Consider the following 19,829-nt stretch of genomic DNA (forward strand, 5'->3'; position numbering starts at 1 on the left):
CTTCCTTCTCCTTCTCTTGTCATGAGATTCGATGCCAGTCCCTTCGCTCTCCTCGCCCTCGACGTCGGCCCCGTGGCACCTTCCGGTACCACGGGGCCCCGTCGTGCGTGCCGTGCCACCCTGGCTCAGGCGAGCTCGACCAGCAGGTCGCCGCCCTCCACCTGCTGGATCCGGTTGATGGCGAGGCGCGAGACCCGGCCCGCCTTCGGCGCGGTGATGGTGGCCTCCATCTTCATCGCCTCGATGGTGGCGACGGTGGCACCGGCCGCGACCTCGTCGCCCTCGGCCACCGCCAGGGTCACCACACCGGCAAAGGGCGCGGCGACGTGGCCGGGGTTGGCGCGGTCGGCCTTCTCCGTCACCGGCACGTCCGAGGCGGCGGCGCGGTCGCGGACCTGGATCGGGCGCAGCTGGCCGTTGAGGGAGGACATCACGGTGCGCATACCGCGCTCGTCCGCCTCGCCGACCGCCTGCAGCTCGATCAGCAGCCGGACACCGGGGTCGAGGTCGACGGCGTACTCCTTGGCCGGGCGCAGTCCGTAGAAGAACGCCTTGCTGTCCAGCACGCTGGTGTCGCCGAAGGCCTGCCGGTGCGTCTCGAACTCCCGCGTGGGGCCGGGGAACAGCAGCCGGTTGAGGGTGGCGCGGCGGTCCTTGCCCAGACCCTCACGGTCCTCGACGGACAGCTCGGGCGCGGGCTTGGGCGCGGCCCGGCCCCGCAGCGCCTTGGTGCGGAACGGCTCGGGCCAGCCGCCGGGCGGGGTACCCAGCTCGCCGCGCAGGAAGCCGATGACCGAGTCCGGGATGTCGAACCTGTCGGGCGTCTCCTCGAAGTCCTCCGGGGAGACTCCGGCGCCGACCAGGTGCAGGGCGAGATCGCCCACCACCTTGGAGGACGGGGTGACCTTGACCAGGCGGCCCAGGATGCGGTCGGCGGCGGCGTACATGGCCTCGATGTCCTCGAAGCGGTCGCCGAGGCCGAGGGCGACGGCCTGGGTGCGCAGGTTGGACAGCTGGCCGCCGGGGATCTCGTGGTGGTAGACCCGGCCGGTCGGGGAGGCGAGGCCCGCCTCGAACGGCGCGTAGATCTTCCGCACGCCCTCCCAGTACGGCTCCAGGTCGCCGACGGCCTGCAGGTCCAGGCCGGTGGGACGGTCGGAGTGGTCGGTGGCGGCCACGAGCGCCGACAGCGAGGGCTGCGAGGTCGTACCGGCCATCGAGGCGACCGCGCCGTCCACGGCGTCGGCGCCCGCCTGGATCGCGGCGAGGTAGGTGGCGAGCTGGCCGCCGGCCGTGTCGTGCGTGTGCAGATGCACGGGCAGGTCGAACTCGCGGCGCAGGGCCGAGACGAGCTTGGCGGCGGCCGGGGCGCGCAGGAGGCCGGCCATGTCCTTGACCGCGAGGACGTGCGCACCGGCCTCGACGATCTGCTCGGCCAGGCGCAGGTAGTAGTCGAGGGTGTAGAGCCGCTCGGCCGGGTCGTTCAGATCGCCGGTGTAGCAGAGGGCGACCTCGGCGATCGCGGTGCCCGTCTCGCGTACGGCATCGATGGCGGGGCGCATCTGACCGACGTCGTTGAGGGCGTCGAAGACGCGGAAGATGTCGATACCGGTGGCGGCGGCCTCCTGCACGAAGGCGTCGGTCACCTCGGTCGGGTACGGGGTGTAGCCGACGGTGTTGCGGCCGCGCAGCAGCATCTGCAGGCAGATGTTGGGGACGGCCTCGCGCAGGGCGGCCAGCCGCTCCCAGGGGTCCTCGGCGAGGAAGCGCAGCGCCACGTCGTAGGTGGCGCCGCCCCAGCACTCCAGGGAGAGCAGCTGCGGCAGGGTGCGGGCGACGACCGGGGCGACGGCGAGGAGGTCCTTGGTGCGCACGCGGGTGGCGAGCAGGGACTGGTGGGCGTCGCGGAAGGTGGTGTCGGTGACCCCGATGACCGGCGACTCGCGCAGGTGGCGGGCGAAGCCCTCGGGGCCGAGGTCGACCAGCCGCTGGCGGGAGCCGGCCGGGGGCTCACCGGCCGGCAGCGGGGGCAGCTTGGTGACGGGGTCGAGCAGGTCCGGGCGTTCGCCGTGCGGCTTGTTGACGGTCACGTCGGCGAGGTAGGTGAGGAGCTTGGTGCCGCGGTCCGCGGAGGAGCGGGCGGTGAGCAGGTGCGGGCGCTGCTCGATGAAGGAGGTGGTGACCCGGCCCGCCTGGAAGTCGGGGTCGTCCAGGACGGCCTGGAGGAACGGGATGTTGGTGGCCACGCCGCGGATGCGGAACTCGGCCACGGCACGCCGGGCGCGTCCGACGGCGGCCTTGAAGTCCCTTCCCCGGCAGGTGAGTTTGACCAGCATCGAGTCGAAGTGCGCGCTGATCTCCGTGCCGGCGTGGGTGGTGCCGCCGTCCAGGCGGATGCCGGAGCCGCCCGGGGAGCGGTAGGCGCTGATCCGGCCGGTGTCCGGGCGGAAGCCGTTGGCGGGGTCCTCGGTGGTGATACGGCACTGCAGGGCGGCGCCGCGCAGGGTGATGGTGTCCTGGGCGAGGCCGAGGTCGGCGAGGGTCTCGCCGGAGGCGATGCGCAGCTGGGCTTGGACCAGGTCGACGTCCGTGACTTCCTCCGTCACGGTGTGCTCGACCTGGATGCGCGGGTTCATCTCGATGAAGACGTGGTTGCCGTCGGGGTCGAGGAGGAACTCGACGGTGCCCGCGTTGCGGTAGCCGATCTCGCGGGCGAAGCGGACGGCGTCGCCGCAGATGCGGTCCCGCAGCTCCGGGTCGAGGTTGGGGGCGGGGGCCAGCTCGACGACCTTCTGGTGGCGGCGCTGGAGGGAGCAGTCGCGTTCGAAGAGGTGGATGACTTCGCCCTCGCCGTCGGCGAGGATCTGCACCTCGATGTGGCGCGGATCCACGACGGCCTTCTCCAGGAAGACGGTCGGGTCGCCGAACGCGGCGTCGGCCTCGCGGGAGGCTGCCTCGATGGACTCGCGCAGCTGGGCGGGGTCCTCCACGCGGCGCATGCCGCGCCCGCCGCCGCCCGCGACCGCCTTGACGAACACCGGGAAGCCGATCTCCTCGGCGGCGCGCACCAGTTCGTCGACGTCGGTGGAGGGCCGGGACGAGCCGAGCACGGGGACGCCGGCCGCCCGGGCGGCGGCCACCGCGCGGGCCTTGTTGCCGGTCAGCTCCAGCGTGGCCGCGCTCGGGCCGACGAAGGTGATGCCCGCCTCCTCGCAGGCGCGGGCCAGTTCCGGGTTCTCGGACAGGAAGCCGTAGCCCGGGTAGACGGCGTCGGCGCCGGCCCGGCGGGCCGCGCCCACGATCTCCTCCACGGAGAGATACGCCCGCACCGGATGCCCCGGCTCCCCGATCTCGTACGCCTCGTCGGCCTTCAGCCGGTGCAGCGAGTTGCGGTCCTCGTGCGGGAACACGGCGACCGTGCGCGCGCCGAGTTCGTAGCCCGCCCGGAACGCGCGGATCGCGATCTCTCCACGGTTGGCGACCAGCACCTTGCGGAACATCCTGGATTCCCTTCAGCTGCCTGCCGGCGACGAACACCACGGTGTCAGCCACGCCCTGCCGTACCTCGCGGCACACCCTAGGGGGTGCCCGCACGTCTCGACGTGCGAAAACCATCACATCGACGGGGTGGGCGGCGCCACACCCACGCACTCTGGCATCAGCATCGCAGGGATGTCATCGCCGCGTCGTGCGGACGCTCGGCGGCCGACGGAGCGGACACGGCGCGGGGCGGGGCGGGCGTGGGGCCCACCGGCCCGGCGGAAGCGGGGATCACCGGCGGCGCGGCGGGCGCGGGGCCGCCGGGCCGGGGCCGGGCGGAGACGCGGCCGCCGCCCCGGGTCCCCGCGGGGACGGGGCCGCGGTGGCGCGTGGGCAGCAGGGACCGCAGGTACGCCCGCAGGGGTGTGCGGCGGCCGTGCAGGAGGCCGAGGACGATCGCCGAGCCCACCGCGACCAGGTGCTCGCGCCCGGCCAGGTTGGGCACGGCGAGGGACTCCCAGATCATCGAGCCGCCGGTCAGGAGGAACATCACGGGCGCACGTCTGATCACCGAGAGATAGGTGAACAGACCGACGACGGCCGCGGAGGGCCCGGTGTCGAGCACCCGCCCGAACGCGTGCGGCAGGCCGAAGCCCCACCAGCCGGGGCCCAGAGCGATCATCGCCCGGGCGGTGAGCGTGCCGGCCAGGGTGGTGACGTAGGCGATCACCAGGGTCCGGGTCCGGCCCAGGATCAGTTCGGCGAGTGCGAAGGCGAGGAACAGTGAGGTGATGCCCGCCCACACGGGCAGGTCGAGCGCGGGGACGTACAGCGACACGGGCGTGCGCAGCAGCGACAGCCACAGGGGGAGGTCACCGGTGACGCCCCCGAGCCGCCGGACCCACAGCCGGCCGAGCGGGTGCTGGGCGATGTCGTGGAAGAAGATCACGCCGAACGCGGCGACGAACCCCAGCAGGAGTGCGGACAGTCCGCGCCGCGTGAGGCGGTGCACCGGGTCGACGACGATGGCGTGCCACTCGGCCCGCAGTGTCCGCCCGGCGCACCGGACGAGCCGTGCGAGCAGTGAGCGGCACCGGTCGAGGTGCCCTTCAGCGGTCATGAGGCACGGCAGCCCATCGCCTTCGGCTCCCCCGTCATGTCCATCGCCCCCTTCACCCCGTTTCCGGCGGTCGGACCGTGCGGGGCGTTTTACCGACATTCAAGTGTTTCGGGCGCCATCGTATAGATGGAGGGATCTTTGAGGCCTGATCGGTGACAGTTCAGCGAGCCGCGAGACGGCCGTCAAGATCCCTTACAGGGACGCGCGGGTGTGGGAAGACCCACAGGTCCGCGGGGCCGTGATTCCGGCGCCGGGAGGCAACCTCCACTCCCGCGGACCCGTCCTCCGGAACAAGGCCCCCCCACGACTGCCCGGGGTCGTCCTCCGCACGGCCAACACGCGCTCGTGACCGCTCCGTTCACGGAACGAGCGCGGAACCACCGGCCACACATTCCGGCGTCCGGCGGGAGCGCGTCTTGACTTGGAGAGCGCTCCAACTCGTAGCGTCGCGGACGTCCGGCACGCGGGTGCCGGCGCCCGGCCTTCCCCACGGGATGCCGGGTGCCGCGATCCGTCGCTAGATGGAACCAGGGCAGACCAAGGCCCGTGCCGTACGGAACGACGATCGAGCGTGCAGGAAAGGCTGGGACATCGCATGCAGAAGCGCAGTCTGCGGGACCTCCAGGTATCGGCCATCGGCCTCGGATGCATGGGGATGTCCGCCTTCTACGGATCCGCCGACCGGGAGGAGGGCATCGCGACCATCCGGCGCGCCCTGGAACTGGGCGTGACCTTCCTCGACACGGCTCAGGTGTACGGCCCGCTGACCAATGAGTCGCTGGTCGGGGAGGCGATACGGGGACATCGCGACGAGTACGTGATCGCGACCAAGTTCAACTACCGCATGGACGACGCCGTCCCCGGCGACATGCGCACGATCGGCCGGCAGGACGGCTCCGCCGAGCACGTCCGTGAGTCGGTCCACGGCTCGCTGCAGCGGCTGGGCACCGACCGCATCGACCTGTACTACCAGCACCGGGTCGACCCGAACGTGCCCATCGAGGAGACGGTGGGCGCGCTCGGCGAGCTGGTCGCCGAGGGCAAGGTGCGGTACATCGGGCTGAGCGAGGCGGGCGCACAGACCATCCGGCGGGCGCACGCCGTGCATCCGATCACCGCGGTGCAGAGCGAGTACTCGCTGTGGACGCGGGACGTGGAGGACGAGGTGCTGCCCGCGTGCCGGGAGCTGGGCATCGGCTTCGTGCCGTACTCCCCGCTCGGCCGGGGCTTCCTCGCGGGCCGCTTCACCTCGCCGGACGAGCTGGACGAGAACGACTTCCGCCGCGCCAACCCGCGCTTCACGGACGCCAACCTGGAGGCGAACCTGCGGCTGGCGGCGAAGGTGAAGGAGATCGCCGCCGAGAAGGACGTGACCCCGGCCCAGCTGGCCATCGCCTGGGTGCTGGCCCAGGGCGAGGACCTGGTCCCGATCCCGGGCACCAAGCGGCGCGCCTACCTGGAGCAGAACGCCGCCGCGGCCGGCGTCGAGCTGACGAAGGAGGACCTGGCCCGCATCGACGCGGAGCTGCCCCGGGCGGCGGGCGAGCGGTACGACGAGGCGGGGATGCGGGCCGTCAATCGCTAGCGGCGAGGAGGCGCCGGGCACTGCCGTCGGGCGGCTGTGGGTCCGTTGCTTCCGGGGCCGGGAGGTGGCAGACGGGCGGTCTGGGGGCCGTAGCGGTTCCGGCCCGTCGGGAGCAGGAGGGCGCCTGCGGCGGCACGGAGTACCCGCTGCCGAAGACGACGCCCCGGGGGCGGGTTTCAGCGGTGCCTGGACGGTGGCGTTGCGCATCGGCCCGGGCCATGTAACCGCGCGGGCCCGGGCGGCGAAGCCGGCCGTTGGTGCGGCGGCCGGTTCGGTGGCGGTGCGTGGGAGGCGGTGACCGAACGCACCTGAGCGTGACCGGGGTTCGGACGCCGCCGTCCGACCGTGATGCGCGGCACATATGCGGGCCGCCCGCGGCAGGACACGACGACCGTCCCGCGCCGGCTGCGCAGTGCGGTACACCGGGGCCTGTGAGGAAGCACACGCGACGCCCAACAGCCGTGTGGGCGCGGGCCCTTGGGCCGCATGGCGCCCCTCCGGTGCGGGCCGTGGCGACCACTGTGCCCTCCCGTCTGCCACCATGGTCGGCGCCCTGACCGGGATGGCCCGGCCGCGCAGCGCAGCCGGCCCGACGGGTTCCGCCGGTCCCTCTCCCCCTCCCGGTTGTCGAGTACCCCGCCGTGTCCTCTGCCCCTGCCCTGCCCACGTCCGCGCCCACTTCCGCCCCCGCCTCGCGTTCGCCCTGGCGTTCCTTGCGGCATCGCGGCATGCGCTGGTGGTCGGCCGCGAACTTCGTCTCGAACGCCGGCACCTGGATGCAGCTCACCGTGCAGAACCTGCTCGTGCTGCAGATCACCGGTTCCGCCGCGGCGACCGGCCTGTCGATCTCCGTACAGGCGGCTCCGGCGCTATTCGTGAGCCTGCTGGGCGGCGCGGCCGTGGACCGCTGGCCCCGGAAGCTGACGGTCGCGGTGAGCCAGGCGCTGCTCGGCGCGGTCGCGTTCACCACGGCGCTGCTGGTGGCGCTGGACCGGATCGACATGCCGGTGCTGCTGGTACTGGCCGCCGTGACCGGCATCATCGCCACCGTCGACGGGCCGGCCTGTGCGCTGCTCGGCAATGATCTCGTGCCGAGGCAGGACGTGCCGTCGGCGATCGGTGTGGGCGCGCTCGTGCACAGCGCGGGCCGGCTGGCCGGTACCGCGCTCGCCGGAGTGACCGTCGGTTTCCTCGGCACGGCCTCCGCGTACGCCGCCAACGGGCTGTCGTTCCTGTTCGTGGCCGCGGTGGTGCCCTTCCTGCGGCCGGTGCACGGGGCCGTCGCCGAGCCGGCGGGCCCGGCACGGGCCGTTCCCGCGCCCGCGCCCGCGCCCGCGGAGATGAGCGTGCGCGAGGGGCTGAGGTTCTTCGTGCGCCGGCCCCGGCTGATGGCCCTCGCCGGGATCACCGGGATCAGCTCCGTCTTCGGCCGCAATTACGGCCTCACGCTCGCCGTTCTCGTCACCGGACCGCTCGCGGGCGGCGCCGGGTCGTTCGGCACCGTCTCCACGGTGCTGGCGGTCGGCGGCATCATCGGTGCGGTCCTCGGCGCCCGGCTGCGCAAGCCCTCCGTACGCACCGTGGGTCTGCTGGCGGCCGCCGGCGCCCTCCTCCAGGTCGTCGCCGGCCTGTCGCCGTCGCTGGCCGTGCTGATGGTGCTGGTGCTGCCCATGGCCGTGGTGGAGTCCGTCTCCGACACCGCCGGTACGGCGGTCCTGCAGACCGACCCTCCCGCCCATCTGCGCGGCCGGGTGCTCGGGGTGTGGAGCAGCGTCGGCACGGTGTGGAGCCTCGGCGGGCCGCCCCTGCTGGGTCTGCTCATGGAGTGGGCCGGTGCGCGCGGCGCGCTGGTCGCCGGTGGGCTGCTGATCGCCGGTTCGATCGGCGCGGGCCTGCTGGTCCGGCGGCGCGGCGCCCTGGTGCCGGTGACCGTGACCGCGAAGGACGGCGACGTGACCGGCCGCGAGGCCCTGTCCACGGCCGCCTGACGCCCGTTCCCGGAACTGGGCGGTCACTCCCGCGTGTGCTGCTCCCGGCCCGGCAGGTGGTACACGTGGAAGGCCTGTCCGATGACCGGCTGGGCCACGTTCCGCACGCGGACGCCGCCGCTGGTCATGCCGTGCTCGGTGCCGGCGTGTGCGTGTCCGTGCACGGCGAGGTCGGCGCCGCCGGTGTCGATCGCCTCCGCGAGCAGGTAACTGCCGAGGAAGGGGTAGATCTCCGGCGGCTCGCCGGCGAGGGTGTCCGGCACGGGCGAGAAGTGGGTCAGGGCGATCCGCACGTCGCAGTCGGCCAGGTCCTTCAGGGCGGTGTGCAGACCGTCGGCGCACCGGCGGCTGTAGCGGACGAACTCCTTCATGAGCGGTTCGCCGAACTCCCCGGCACAGCGTCCGACGAATCCGCCGCCGAATCCCTTCGTCCCGGCGACCCCGATCCGGGTCCCGCCCGCGCCGCTGACGACGGCGGCCTGCCCTTCCAGCACATGCGCGCCGGCGTCCCGGAGGATCGTGGTGACCTCCTCGGGCCGCTCGTCGTGGTAGTCGTGGTTGCCCAGGACGGCCACGACCGGCACCCCGAGGTCCTTGATCTCCCGTGCGACGACCGCCGCCTCCTCCGGGGTGCCGTGCCGGGTGAGGTCGCCGGCGAGCAGCAGGACGTCGGCGCACTCGGGCAGGGTCTCGAAGGAGGGACGCAGCGTGCCCTGGCTCTCGGGGCCCATGTGGATGTCCCCGACGGCCGCGACGCGGATCATGTCAGGTCCTCTCCGTGGTCGGGCGAGGAGGTCCCGGCGACGAGGATGTCGCAGTGGACGGGATGCCCCGCCAGTTCCTCCCGGGCCTTGTGGCAGATCTCGTCCCGGCACTGGGCGGACGGCACGGTGCCGGTCAGCAGGACGACGTCACCGCGCATCTCCAGTCGTACGCCGAGTTCCCCGAGGGGTCCGGCGGCCAGGTGCTCGGCGAGGTGGGCGACGCGGTAGTCCAGGTTCCCGGCCGCCGGCGGGCTCGTGTCGGTCATGGCTGCCCCTCCTGGGGGTCGATCACGTGCAGCCGTTCGAGGAGGAAGAGGAAGGCGGCCGGCATGGGCTGCTCGCCGCAGGCCGCCCGGACCTCGTCCCAGTCGACCTTCTCGCGCACGGCCCGGGCGACCGGCAGGACGGCCCCGAAGTCGCAGTAGTGCTCGGAGAAGGCGCTCAGCAGGCTGTGGATCAGGTCGGTCGGGGACAGGACGGGCATCAGCACCGAGTCGACCGGCAGGACGTGCGCGCGCTCGAGCAGGTCCTTGGTGACGGGCTGGTGCGCGAGGGCGAAGATGATGTCGACGTTCTGCCCGCGGCAGGTGGTCTTCAGCAGCCAGTCCTCGGGCGGGGTGCGGACGGCGAGGCCGGCCTCGCGCAGGGTGGCGGCGACCGTCTCGGCGTCGTCGGGCAGGACGCAGAAGTCGGCGTCGTGCTGGAGGTAGCGGCTGCCACCGTGGGCGTAGACGGCCACGCTCCCGGCGAGCGCGAAGGGGTGGCCGGCGCGTTTGAGGAGGGCGCCGATCTCCTTGGCGGCCTCCAGGATCGCCTGACTGCGGTCGTGCGGCAGGTCCGGCTGTCCCGGTGCGGACGCGGCAGGCCGGTCCGGGCCCTCCTGGGCGAGGCGCAGTTCGGTGACCTCCGGTCGCCGAAGGGGCGCGGTGTCCTCCCCGTTGTGTGTCATGACCTCTCCTTCACGGCACCCGGCGGCTCCCCGGGGCGGCCGGTTCGGCCCAGGGGTGGTACGGGTACCCGGCGCGACCGCACCGACACGGCGCACCGCCCGGCGGTTGGCGGCGGCCCGGTCCGCCGGGACGGCGGTCGGCAGAGGCGGCCCGGGACCGGGAGCAGACCCCGCAGACCCGCGGACCCTTGGGGTGCCGTCCCGGCGTGAGCGAGCGGGACCGCCGCGGAAGCGCGGGACCGGAACCCTTCCCGTGTGACGGGACCGGAACCCTTCCCGTGTGACGTGCGTCGTCTGCGGCCCGGGAGGACCCTGTAGGAGTGAAACCCCGGCTCAGGGCGGCTTCGCAGCAGATGTGGCAGTCGGCGCATCCGCTGCTGTTGCTCCCGGTCGCGCTCATCGTGGTGATCACGGTGGTGGACGTGCAGACCCCGTACAGCGTCCACCTGGGCCCGGCCCTGGTGATCGCACCAGCGCTGACGCCCTCCATCGCCGGTCCGCGGACCACCGCGGCCATCGGGGCACTCGCACTGGCCGCCCAGATCCTCATCGGGATCACCCACGGCGGGCTCGGCACCACGAACCACGTCGTGCAGATCATCACCCTCTCGGTGCTCTCGGTGCTGTTGGTGCTCTACAGCGCGCTGCGCGAGCGCCGGCAGGCCCAGCTGGCCCAGGTCCGCACGGTCGCCGAGGCCGCCCAGCACGTGCTGATGTGGCCGCTGCCCGAGCAGATCGGGCCGCTGCGGATCGCCTCGCTGTACCTGGCCGCCGAGGACGAGGCCCAGATCGGTGGCGACCTGTACGCGGCGACCCGGTGCGACGGCGCGGTGCGCGTCCTGATCGGCGACGTCCGCGGCAAGGGTCTCGCCGCCATCGGCGAGGCCGCCCTGCTGCTCGGGGCGTTCCGGGAGAGCGCGCACCGGCACATCCCGCTGGCGGAGCTGGCGGCCGTCCTGGAGCAGAGCATCGCCCGGCACGCCGCGGACCTGGAGCCGCCGGAGGAGGCGGGCGAGCGGTTCGCCACCGCACTGCTGGTGGAGATCCCGGACCGCGATCCGGTCACCCGGATGACCAGCTGCGGCCATCCGCCGCCACTGCTGCTGAGCCCGGGCCACGCCGTCACCGTCCCGAGTCTGCACCCGTCACCGCCGCTCGGGGTGCACAGCGGCACCGAGCACACGCTGGACGTGTTCTCCTTCGAGCCCGGCGACACCCTGCTCCTCTACACCGACGGCGTGGTGGAGGCCAGGGACGCCCGCGGCCGGTTCTACCCGCTCACCGAGCGGGCCGTGCACTGGACCGACGACAGTCCCGAGGCGCTGATGCACCATGTCCGGCGCGACCTGCTCACCCATGCCGGGGGCCGGCTGGACGACGACGCCGCGCTGATCGCGCTGCACCGCACGGCCGTGGAGCGGCGCCGCCACCACGGCCGGGTCTCCGGGTCGGACGCCTACCGGCACGGCTGAGGGCGACCGGCATGCGGTGTGCGCGGTGCGCCCCGACTGTCACGGCAGGCGTGCGTCCCGCCCCGAGTGGGGCGGGGCGGGACCGCACGCCCCCGGTCAGCGGACCGACTTGAGGTCGGTGATCTTCAGGGTCTTCAGGTCGGACTGCACGTCGATCCTGCTGACCTCGGCGTGCGGCCCGTCGCTCCAGGTGAGCGTGACCCGGCTGGTGGCGTGGCCGGCGCCGGAGCCGGTGTAGGTCACCTTCCACTTCACCGGCACGTTCTGTGCGAAGAGGATGCCGTCGGCGTGCTCCTTCTTCTCGAAGGCCGTCACTTTCCTCTGCGCGGCGGCGGAGAGGTAGAAGGCCCGCAGCGCCTTGGCAGCGTCGTCCGCGGACTTGTCGTCGGTGGACCAGACGGCGTCGATGTAGGCGCCGTAGAAGTCGGCCACGTGCTGGGTGACGTTGCGCGGGTCCCCCTGGGCGGAGGACACGGCGGCGGCGCGGGTGGTGTGGCCCGTGCCGGTGCCCGCGAGGGCGGGCGCCACGGCGGCCAGGGTGAGGCCGCCGGTGAGGACCACGGCGGTGAGGAGGGTCTTACGACTCTGAACGGACATGTGTCTCATTCCCCCGGTTTCGTAACGTCCGGGCCGATCCCGGCCGTCGACGGACCTTAAGACCGCATTTCCCTCGCGCCGGTTCCGCTTCTCCGGGCTTTTTTCCCACTCCCGTCACAGAACATGAGGCAGCCGGAAGGTTGTGCCGGATTCCGGTCGGATTTCCGCGCCCTTTCGGTCATTCCGCCTCGGGGGACCGGGAGTTGTGTCCCCTCGACGAGCCGGGCGAGGCGCCAGGCCGCGATGGCGTCCGGGTCGGTCAGGGCCCGGTGGACGGCGTGCGGGGGCGCCTGCACGCGCCGGGGGACCCGGGTGGCACGGGGGCTCGCGCTACCGGCCGGGGAGCCGCCCGGCCCGCCGCACACAAGGAGGCGGGGCCGGGGTCCGGGAGGTGGGTGCGGACCCCGGCCCCTGGTCGGTCACGGCTTGCGGGCGACCGCGCCGTACATCGCGATGTCCTCGTCGCGGATGTCCTTCTCGCCCGTGCCGTCGGGGTGCCACTTGTGCACCTGGACGATGCCCGGATCGGCCAGTTCCAGTCCCTCGAAGAACTCGTGGGCCTCGCCGAGGGTGCGCAACCGCATCGGCATGTTGCGGGCGGCGTACTCGCGGGCGACCCGGCCCACCTCCTCGGGGGCGAACTCGGCGGTGCCGATGGACATCGCCAGCCAGCTGCCGGACGGCAGCGGCTCCAGCAGCCGGTGTACGACACCGACCGCGTCGTCCTCGTCGAGCATGAAGTGGACGATGGCGATGACCGTGAGCGCGACCGGCTTGTCGAGGTCCAGCGTCTCGCGCAGTTCGGGGGCGTCCAGAATGGCCGCCGGGTCGCGGAAGTCGGCCTCGATGTACGAGGTACGGCCCTCGGGCGCACTGGCGAGCAGGCCCTGGGAGAGGGTGAGGACGATCGGGTCGTTGTCGACGTAGACGACCCGGGACTCGGGGGCCACGGCCTGGGCGATCTCGTGCAGGTTGGGCGACGTCGGGATGCCGGTGCCGATGTCCAGGAACTGGCGCACACCCGCCTCCTCGGCGAGCCAGCGCACGGCGCGGTTCATCCAGTCGCGGTTGGCGCGCATGTGGACCGGGAGCGCGGGCCACTCCCGGGCCATGGCGTCACCCGCCTCCTTGTCGGCGGGGTAGTAGTCCTTGCCGCCGAGGATGTAGTCGTAGATGCGGGCGGAGTGGGCGTTCTCGGTGTCGATCCGGTCGGCCGGCCATCCGTTGTCGGGCAACGCCGTGTCTCCCATTCGGGTCGAGGGGGGTGGGGGCTTGCGTACGCTCGGGTGGGTGGGTCACAGCTCCTTGCGGATGGCGTCGAGCAGGGCATCGGTCTTCTTTGCGGGCGCGGCCTGGGCGCCGAGCCGGTCCAGCGCCTCCCGGTACACCACGACGTCGTCGGCCTTGTCGAGGTAGACGGCTCCGACCAGGCCGTTGAGGTAGACGATGTCGGGCAGTTCGCGGGCCCGGAACCGGAAGAGGTGATAGGCGCCCGCGCGCAGCGCCGGGTGCGGGCCGTTGGCGAACGGCATGAGCTGCAGGGTGACATGAGGCAGCCGGTTGACCTCGAGGAGGTGGTCGATCTGCGCGCGCATCACCCGCGGTCCGCCGACCGGCCAGCGCAGCACCGTCTCGTCCATCACCACCCACACCCGCGGCGGGGCCTCGCGGGCCAGCAGCTCCTGGCGGCGCATGCGCAGGGCGACCCGGCGTTCGGTGGCCTCGGCGGAGGCGTGCGGATGGTCCGCGGCGAGCAGGGCGCGGGCGTAGTCCTCGGTCTGCAGCAGGCCGTGCACGAACTGGTTCTCGTACGCGCGGATCTGCAACGCGGCCTGTTCCAGACTGAGATAGGCGGCGAACCAGTCGGGCATCACATCGCGGTAGGTGTGCCACCAGCCGCGCTTGTTCGCCTCGCGCACGGACTGCAGGAAGGTGTCGATCTCGTCCCGGTCGGTGACGCCGTAGACCTGGAGCAGTTTCTCGGCGTCGGCGAGGCGCAGCCGGGCCACCTTGGCGGCCTCCATGCGGCGGATCGTGGAGTGGCTGACCCCGATGGCGGCGCCCGCCTCCGTGTAGCCGAGGCCGGCCCGGGTGCGCAGATCCTCCAGTTGCCGGCCCAGGATCATGCGCAGGACGGAGGGGGCACCACCCCAGTCGGTCTCCGCGGTCACGCCCCACACCCCCCTCACCGGGTCACAGTGACACCGTCGCACACGAGCGCTTCGGCCAACCCATTCGATCACGTTCTGGCCGAAGCAGCATGCACTTGGCTACTTGCAAATTTCAACTTGCCGGTTGCGGAGCGTTGTCGGCAGGTGCCACAGTGGACGGACTGCTCCGGCTGACCAAGGAGCGGGCGGCGCGGCCGGGTTGGGGAGACCGGGCCGCACCACGGCCTCGTGGGAGGCGGTGTGTCGTCTGCTGCGCGAGCGGCCGGCCACAGAGACGGCACCCCCACGCGAGGCCGGACGAAAGGCGCACGGCGATGGCTCCGCCCTCCCTCCCCCCACCGCTCCACCGACCACCCGGGGACCGGAGAGCGCCCCTGGCATCAAACCCGTCGCGCCTGCCCGCGGTACGCCACCAGCACCGGCCCGTGGACGACCCGGCCCGCGTCCCGCACCGGGATTCCGCCGACGCGGTGCAGACGCACCGGCCCCGGAAGATCCCCGACGGGGCACCCCGGCTCCCGGCCACATCCGACGGGGCGCACACCGACCGGCCACACCGGGCTCCGGAGACCGTCGACGGGGCACAGCCCGTAGCGGACGACACCGACACGGCACACCGACCGCCGGACACGACCGACCAGCCCGATCCCGTTCCCGACGACGAGGACCGGCCGGACCCCACCCAGGAACCACACCGGACACACCCCCACCTGAACACCGCCAACCGGCCACACCAGACTCCGGAAACCATCGACGGGGCACACCCCGTTGCAGACGACACCGACGCCGCACACCGAGCGCCGGACAGCGTCGGCCGGCCGGATGCCGGTCCGGACCGTGCGTACCGGCCGCGCCATGTTCCGGACACCGCCGAACGGCGGACGGACGCGCCGGTTGCCGCCCCGCGACCGGCCCCGGACACCGGCGGCCACCCGCTCCCCACGGCGCACGCCGTGGAACGTCCGCATCGGCCGCCGCTCCCGGCCGGTGTCCGCAGACCGCCCGGAGGCGAGCGCCTCGGTCGACTCCCTGGACCCCTCGGTCCCGACCGGCTCGCCTCCAGGGCCCCGCTGTACCGCTCCGCCGCCTTCGACCTCCGGGCCCAGCCGGCGGCCGTCGGTACGGCCCGCCGTGTCGTGCGGGAGCTGCTGACCGCCTGGGGCGTACCGCAACTCCGCCGGGACGACGCCGTCCTGGTGATCTCGGAGCTGGTCACGAACGCCCTGGTGCACACGGCCGGTCAGCGGATCGCCTGCCGGCTGCGCGGCACGGCGGACCGGATACGGATCGAGGTCGAGGACCGGGAGGGCGGCTCCGCGCTCCCCGTGGCGCGCAGTCCCGGTCCCGACGACCAGCACGGGCGCGGGCTGTTCCTGGTCGACGCGGTGAGCCTCGACTGGGGTGTGACGCCGCTGCCCGGCCGCCCCGCCCGAGTCGTCTGGGCGGAGCTGCCGTCCGGCCACGGCTGAACCCACGCCCGCCGTTCCGGCCCCCCGCCCGCTCCGGACCGTCCCCACTCGTCCGAAGGATTCCGATGCGCCACACCGTCCCCGTCCCCACCCCGTCCGCCGATCCCTCCTGGACCCGCACCCACCCCAAGTCCGGCTGAAAGAAACACACCGAGCTGAACCCGAACGCCCCACCCCGGCCCCACCGCGAAGGCACCGCAGCGGGGCGGGGCCGTGGGCACGGAGGGCCTCCCTCGGCCTTGCCCCGCCACCCGAACACGCCCGCGTCCCGGAACCCGCTCCAGCCCCGACCGGCCGGCCCCCCTCCACCCCGCCCTCACGCCATGTCCGCGGCACCCCGCCCAAGACCGAAACCACCCCCACCCCTGCCCCACCCACCCCCGAAGCCCGGTAAATTCGCCGTCGGTGCGGGGCGTCCGCATCTGTCGGGGCTCGGGGTTGGCGCGGGCTCCGGGTCCGCCACGCGGAGCGTTCCGTCGGGGGTGTGCATGGTCTGGTCGGTGATCCGCCGGAGGCGGGCCTCATCCGGGCTGCCCGCGCCCGGGCGGTGCGAACCCGGATACGGCCGGCACGCCCTGACCACCGAACGGCTGTTGCTGTTCACGCCCCGGACCCGGCTCGACGTGGCGGCGGCGCTCGCCGCCAGCGCGGACGCCGAGGCACAGCGGTGGCTCGGCACCCAGGCGGACCAGGTCCTCCCGGATCCCGGCACCCGCAGGGCCCTGCTCGCCTGGCGGCCGGCCGGTGACGACGGCCGCCGGCTGCCCCGCAAGCTGGCGCAGCCCTACGTACCCGGCCCGGACGATCCACTCCTCCTGGTCTGTGTGCGCAGATCCGACCTCGCCTATGCCGGCGCCCTCGAACTGGAGCACCGCACGGGCGAGATGGGCGGCTGGCTGGCGCCGGCCTGCCGCGGCCAGGGCCTGGGCGCGGAGCTGTTCCGCGCCGGTGCGGCACTCGCCCACACCCATGCCGGACTGACCACGGTCCGGGCGGGCGCGGAGCCCGGGAACACCGCGAGCCGACGGGCCCTGGCCCGCGCCGGCTTCGTGGCGGACGCGGGACCGCCCCGCCACACCCTGCCCGACGGCCGTGTGGTCGACGCCGTCTGGCACCGCCACGACAGCACGGCGGCCACCCGCTGCCGCTGACCACCCGCTCGCCCGCCCGTCCGGCGCCGCGAGCCATCCACCCCCCACCTTTCACGGAGAGCCCACGTGACAGACACCGGATTCAGCCCGGAGCGCATCGACACCGGCAAGCCGCACTCCGCCCGGATGTACGACTGGTACCTGGACGGCAAGGACCACTACCCCGTCGACGCCGAGGCCGCGCAGCGTGTGCTGGAGCTCTTCCCGGGGGTCAAGGACACGGCCTGGGCCAACCGCGAGTTCATGCACCGGGCCGCCCGCTTCGTCACCCGCCAAGGCGTCGACCAGTTCCTTGACGTGGGCACCGGGATCCCCACCGAGCCGAATCTGCACCAGATCGTCCAGACCGTGACCCCGAGCGCCCGCGTGGTCTACGCGGACAACGACCCGATCGTGCTGAGGCACGCCGAAGCCCTCCTCCACGGCACCCCCGAGGGCCGTACCGCCTATGTGCACGCCGACGTCCGGGAACCGGAGCGGATCGTGGAGTACGCCCGCGAGCACCTGGACCTCACCCGGCCCGTCGGCCTGTCGCTGGTCGCGCTGCTGCCGTTCGTCACCGACGAGCAGGACCCGCACGGTGTCGTCCGCACACTGCTGGACCCCCTGCCGTCCGGCAGCCACCTCGTGCTGTCCCACGGCAGCGGCGAGTTCGACCCGGAGGTCCGGGAGCGGATCGAGGCGGTCTACCGCGCCGGCGGCACCCCTGTCCAGGCGCGCACGCTCGCCGAGGTGACCCGGTTCTTCGACGGCCTGGAGCTGTACGAGCCGGGGGTCGTGCCGGCCCCGCACTGGCACCCGGAGCCGGGGATGCGGGTCCTCGGCGAGCAGCCGGTGTACGTCGGGGTGGCCCGCAAACCCTGATGCGGCGGCAGTGCCCATGGCCGACGTCCCGGGAGTGCTGTGCGCGGCTCACGGCGGCCGGAGCGGTGTGCGTGGTCACGGACGTGGAGCGGCGCGACACCGCCTCCGCCGAGCTGATGCGCCGCAACGGTTTCGCGGAGGAGGCCACCGTCAGCCTCTTCGTACGACCGCTCGCCGAGAGCCCCGGCAGCGGTGCCGGCCGCGCCCGTGACGCCTCCGCACCGCGCCGCCATCTCACCCGTGCGGCGGCCGAACGGGTCCGCTGAGGCGAACGGGGCGGGTGTGCCGTGATCACCGTCCAGAGGTGCCGGGCTCAGTCTCCGGCCCGCACGTGGGTGTCCAACGCCTCGGCGGCGACGCGCAGTCGTTCCGCCGCCGTGGCGCACGCGGCGGCCTGACGCTCCAGGGCGGGGCGGCTGCCCTCGGGTGTCGCGGGGCAGTCGCCCAGCGTGGCCGCGGTGGCCAGCAGTTTCCGGGCGCAGCCGTCCATGAGGGCGGCGTCGGCACGCAAGGTGGCGACGTGGGTGAGGAGTTCGTCGGCCGAGGCCGTGGTCGCTCGGGGGGACTCGGTCACCATGGCGGCTCCACTCGGCGGGTTCGGGGGTCAGGGTGTCACCGTGGCAGGAGGGCGCCGGCGCTGCGGTGAACCAGGACCTGGGGACAGGTGACGACGAACAGGGGCCTGGCCGTGCCGATGCCGAGCCGCCTCAGCGGTCCGGCGAGGGGTTCGGCCGCCGCGGTGTCCAGCCGCAGCCGTACGCCACTGCCGGGGTGCAGCCGCGCCGTGCCGTGGGCGCGGACCAGGGTGCGTACGGTGCTCTCGCCCCGCCGGCCGTAGAGGACCCAGTCGGCCTGCGGGCAGCGGATGCCCGGCCCGAGCCGGCCCTTGACGGCGAGGCCGAGGTCCCGGGACCGTACATCGATCTCTCGGCCCGTCAGGTCGGCCTCCGCGGTGGTCCGTATCGCGGGCTGGCCCCAGATCTCCCGGGCGACCACGCGGGCCTCCTCGCTGGTGACGGCCGCGCAGAGGACGTACCGGCCGGTGCGGCGCAGGTCGGCGCGGCGCAGCAGGTCCGCGGCGATGTCGTACCGGCGGGGCCGCCACAGGTCGTCGACCAGGACGGACAGGGCGATCTCGGTGTAGGGGCCGATGGTGGTGCAGCGGTGCTCGTGGAGCGACAGCACGGCGAGGGCCCGCCGGCCCAGCCGGCCCGGGGTCAGCCAGGTGACGCCGGGCAGCAGACCGCGTGCCGCGTCGGCGGGGACGGGGAAGCAGAGGTGGGCGGCGGAGGAGTCGTAGGAGCGCACCGGCACGTCGACCGGGCCGACCGTCGTGGGCACGGAACTGGTGGGCAGGGTGAGGAAGGGGTGGCCCTCGGGCGGGTGGGCGCGGTCCCTGGGCTGGTAGGCCTGGGTGCGCACGATGGGGCCCCGGTACGGCGTGAGCGCCTCGTCGACTCTCTCGCGGACCTCGGGGATGACCGTGCGCAGGTGCTCGATGTACTCGCGGAGCATGTGGCACAGCGGGAACTCGCGGGTGGGTCCGGGGTAGGCGATCACGTACCGGTGCGGGTGCGGGTCGAAGGCGGTGCTCGTGCTCCGGCCGTCCGGGGCGGGCACGAGGTCGTGCTGATTGGTGATGCTCGCGGTCCAGGTGCGCGGGTCGGCGGGCTTCCCGGTGCCGGCCGGGGAGCCGACGGTGACGGCGTGCGTGACCCGGTAGGTGCGGCAGAACTCCTCGTCCCGTGCGAGGTTCAGCAGCGCGGTCCCGCCCTCGCCGTGCCCGACGAACGCGAGGTCGGCGCCGCGCGGGATGCCGTGGTCCTTCAGGGCGGCCAGGACCGAGCGGGTGCGGGACGAGTCGGTCGTGAACAGCGTGCGCCAGGCGTCGACGTAGTCCTGCGGGGAGTCGTTGCGGGGGCGGCCCGGTGCCGTGTCCGGCGCCTGGACGACGTAGCGGACGACCCCGTCGGGACCGCGCACGTTCTGCACGAGGATCCGCCCGCCGGTGGACAGCACCTCGATGTTCCGCAGGAACCCGAGGAACGAGCCCTCGGTGGCGATGAACTGCTTCTCCTGGTCGGTGAGGTCGACGGGCTCGGCGGCGACCGCCGCCTTGTCCACGGCCGCGAGGTGTGCCGTCGCACCCGAACTCCGACACCGGCCGCCCGTCGATCTCCAGCACGACTTCCAGCAGCTTCTCAGCGCCGGCCTTCTGC

Annotated in this window: 17 protein-coding genes; 7 read left to right on the plus strand and 10 right to left on the minus strand. The window is 73.4% G+C overall.

Annotated features, from left to right (window positions below; translation table 11 throughout):
- Window positions 1-125 precede the first annotated feature (125 nt).
- Window positions 126-3,500, minus strand: a complete 3,375-nt coding sequence (locus ACWC94_RS38190; RefSeq protein ID WP_450801890.1) for a pyruvate carboxylase — start codon at window positions 3,498-3,500, stop codon at window positions 126-128.
- 158 nt (window positions 3,501-3,658) lie between these two features.
- Entirely contained in the window at window positions 3,659-4,600 is a 942-nt protein-coding gene (locus ACWC94_RS38195) for a hypothetical protein (RefSeq protein WP_450801891.1), read from the minus strand.
- A 595-nt stretch (window positions 4,601-5,195) separates the two neighbouring features.
- Between ACWC94_RS38195 and ACWC94_RS38200 the strand changes: the two genes are divergently transcribed.
- Complete coding sequence (locus ACWC94_RS38200) at window positions 5,196-6,185, plus strand: aldo/keto reductase (RefSeq protein WP_450801892.1); 990 nt, start codon at window positions 5,196-5,198, stop codon at window positions 6,183-6,185.
- A 728-nt stretch (window positions 6,186-6,913) separates the two neighbouring features.
- Window positions 6,914-8,173, plus strand: a complete 1,260-nt coding sequence (locus ACWC94_RS38205) for an MFS transporter (RefSeq protein ID WP_450801893.1) — start codon at window positions 6,914-6,916, stop codon at window positions 8,171-8,173.
- A 23-nt stretch (window positions 8,174-8,196) separates the two neighbouring features.
- Here the strand turns inward: ACWC94_RS38205 and ACWC94_RS38210 are convergent, their stop codons facing one another.
- Genes ACWC94_RS38210 through ACWC94_RS38220 form a run of 3 tightly spaced genes read right to left on the minus strand, consistent with a single transcriptional unit; the run spans window position 8,197 to window position 9,886 of the window.
- Window positions 8,197-8,937 (minus strand): metallophosphoesterase family protein, encoded by a 741-nt coding sequence (locus ACWC94_RS38210; RefSeq protein WP_450801894.1) that lies wholly within the window; start codon window positions 8,935-8,937, stop codon window positions 8,197-8,199.
- Window positions 8,934-9,203 carry a BON domain-containing protein gene (locus ACWC94_RS38215; RefSeq protein ID WP_450801895.1) on the minus strand — a complete coding sequence of 90 codons (270 nt, stop codon included), beginning with the start codon at window positions 9,201-9,203 and terminating at the stop codon, window positions 8,934-8,936. Before ACWC94_RS38215 ends, ACWC94_RS38210 begins: the two co-directional genes overlap by 4 nt.
- Window positions 9,200-9,886 (minus strand): hypothetical protein, encoded by a 687-nt coding sequence (locus tag ACWC94_RS38220; protein ID WP_450801896.1) that lies wholly within the window; start codon window positions 9,884-9,886, stop codon window positions 9,200-9,202. Before ACWC94_RS38220 ends, ACWC94_RS38215 begins: the two co-directional genes overlap by 4 nt.
- A gap of 353 nt (window positions 9,887-10,239) precedes the next feature.
- Between ACWC94_RS38220 and ACWC94_RS38225 the strand changes: the two genes are divergently transcribed.
- Window positions 10,240-11,358: a PP2C family protein-serine/threonine phosphatase gene (locus ACWC94_RS38225; protein WP_450801908.1), complete on the plus strand. Its 1,119-nt coding sequence runs from the start codon at window positions 10,240-10,242 to the stop codon at window positions 11,356-11,358.
- Between the two features lie 96 nt (window positions 11,359-11,454).
- On the opposite strand, the gene ACWC94_RS38230 is transcribed toward ACWC94_RS38225, so the two are convergent.
- The 3 genes from ACWC94_RS38230 to ACWC94_RS38240 all read right to left on the minus strand — a co-directional run bounded on the left by ACWC94_RS38230 (window position 11,455) and on the right by ACWC94_RS38240 (window position 14,126).
- The gene (locus tag ACWC94_RS38230) at window positions 11,455-11,955 is read right to left on the minus strand and encodes a hypothetical protein (protein WP_450801897.1); all 501 of its coding nucleotides are present in this window, start codon (window positions 11,953-11,955) and stop codon (window positions 11,455-11,457) included.
- 419 nt (window positions 11,956-12,374) lie between these two features.
- Window positions 12,375-13,190, minus strand: coding sequence for an SAM-dependent methyltransferase (locus tag ACWC94_RS38235; protein WP_450801898.1), 816 nt, complete (start codon window positions 13,188-13,190; stop codon window positions 12,375-12,377).
- A gap of 60 nt (window positions 13,191-13,250) precedes the next feature.
- Complete coding sequence (locus ACWC94_RS38240) at window positions 13,251-14,126, minus strand: helix-turn-helix domain-containing protein (RefSeq protein WP_450801899.1); 876 nt, start codon at window positions 14,124-14,126, stop codon at window positions 13,251-13,253.
- A gap of 425 nt (window positions 14,127-14,551) precedes the next feature.
- Here ACWC94_RS38240 and ACWC94_RS38245 point away from each other — a divergent pair, with 425 nt between their 5' ends.
- From ACWC94_RS38245 to ACWC94_RS38260, 4 genes are all read left to right on the plus strand, one after another.
- Window positions 14,552-15,595 (plus strand): ATP-binding protein, encoded by a 1,044-nt coding sequence (locus tag ACWC94_RS38245; RefSeq protein ID WP_450801900.1) that lies wholly within the window; start codon window positions 14,552-14,554, stop codon window positions 15,593-15,595.
- Window positions 15,596-16,083: 488 nt separating this feature from the next.
- Window positions 16,084-16,746: a GNAT family N-acetyltransferase gene (locus ACWC94_RS38250; RefSeq protein ID WP_450801901.1), complete on the plus strand. Its 663-nt coding sequence runs from the start codon at window positions 16,084-16,086 to the stop codon at window positions 16,744-16,746.
- A 66-nt stretch (window positions 16,747-16,812) separates the two neighbouring features.
- The gene (locus ACWC94_RS38255; RefSeq protein WP_450801902.1) at window positions 16,813-17,610 is read left to right on the plus strand and encodes an SAM-dependent methyltransferase; all 798 of its coding nucleotides are present in this window, start codon (window positions 16,813-16,815) and stop codon (window positions 17,608-17,610) included.
- 71 nt (window positions 17,611-17,681) lie between these two features.
- Window positions 17,682-17,876, plus strand: a complete 195-nt coding sequence (locus ACWC94_RS38260) for a hypothetical protein (RefSeq protein WP_450801903.1) — start codon at window positions 17,682-17,684, stop codon at window positions 17,874-17,876.
- 47 nt (window positions 17,877-17,923) lie between these two features.
- On the opposite strand, the gene ACWC94_RS38265 is transcribed toward ACWC94_RS38260, so the two are convergent.
- Together ACWC94_RS38265 and ACWC94_RS38270 are read right to left on the minus strand one after the other, a co-directional pair.
- Complete coding sequence (locus tag ACWC94_RS38265; RefSeq protein WP_450801904.1) at window positions 17,924-18,187, minus strand: hypothetical protein; 264 nt, start codon at window positions 18,185-18,187, stop codon at window positions 17,924-17,926.
- 35 nt (window positions 18,188-18,222) lie between these two features.
- Complete coding sequence (locus tag ACWC94_RS38270) at window positions 18,223-19,734, minus strand: acetoacetate decarboxylase family protein (RefSeq protein WP_450801905.1); 1,512 nt, start codon at window positions 19,732-19,734, stop codon at window positions 18,223-18,225.
- Between the last annotated feature and the right edge of the window lie 95 nt (window positions 19,735-19,829).

The sequence above is a fragment of the Streptomyces sp. NPDC001135 genome (assembly GCF_053598395.1).

Bases quoted from the DNA above. Each gene is read 5' to 3' on its own strand.
- ACWC94_RS38190 (WP_450801890.1), bottom strand. From the start codon at position 3,500: ATGTTCCGCAAGGTGCTGGTCGCCAACCGTGGAGAGATCGCGATCCGC.
- ACWC94_RS38195 (WP_450801891.1), bottom strand. From the start codon at position 4,600: ATGACCGCTGAAGGGCACCTCGACCGGTGCCGCTCACTGCTCGCACGG.
- ACWC94_RS38200 (WP_450801892.1), top strand. From the start codon at position 5,196: ATGCAGAAGCGCAGTCTGCGGGACCTCCAGGTATCGGCCATCGGCCTC.
- ACWC94_RS38205 (WP_450801893.1), top strand. From the start codon at position 6,914: ATGCGCTGGTGGTCGGCCGCGAACTTCGTCTCGAACGCCGGCACCTGG.
- ACWC94_RS38210 (WP_450801894.1), bottom strand. From the start codon at position 8,937: ATGATCCGCGTCGCGGCCGTCGGGGACATCCACATGGGCCCCGAGAGC.
- ACWC94_RS38215 (WP_450801895.1), bottom strand. From the start codon at position 9,203: ATGACCGACACGAGCCCGCCGGCGGCCGGGAACCTGGACTACCGCGTC.
- ACWC94_RS38220 (WP_450801896.1), bottom strand. From the start codon at position 9,886: ATGACACACAACGGGGAGGACACCGCGCCCCTTCGGCGACCGGAGGTC.
- ACWC94_RS38225 (WP_450801908.1), top strand. From the start codon at position 10,240: ATGTGGCAGTCGGCGCATCCGCTGCTGTTGCTCCCGGTCGCGCTCATC.
- ACWC94_RS38230 (WP_450801897.1), bottom strand. From the start codon at position 11,955: ATGTCCGTTCAGAGTCGTAAGACCCTCCTCACCGCCGTGGTCCTCACC.
- ACWC94_RS38250 (WP_450801901.1), top strand. From the start codon at position 16,084: ATGGTCTGGTCGGTGATCCGCCGGAGGCGGGCCTCATCCGGGCTGCCC.
- ACWC94_RS38265 (WP_450801904.1), bottom strand. From the start codon at position 18,187: ATGGTGACCGAGTCCCCCCGAGCGACCACGGCCTCGGCCGACGAACTC.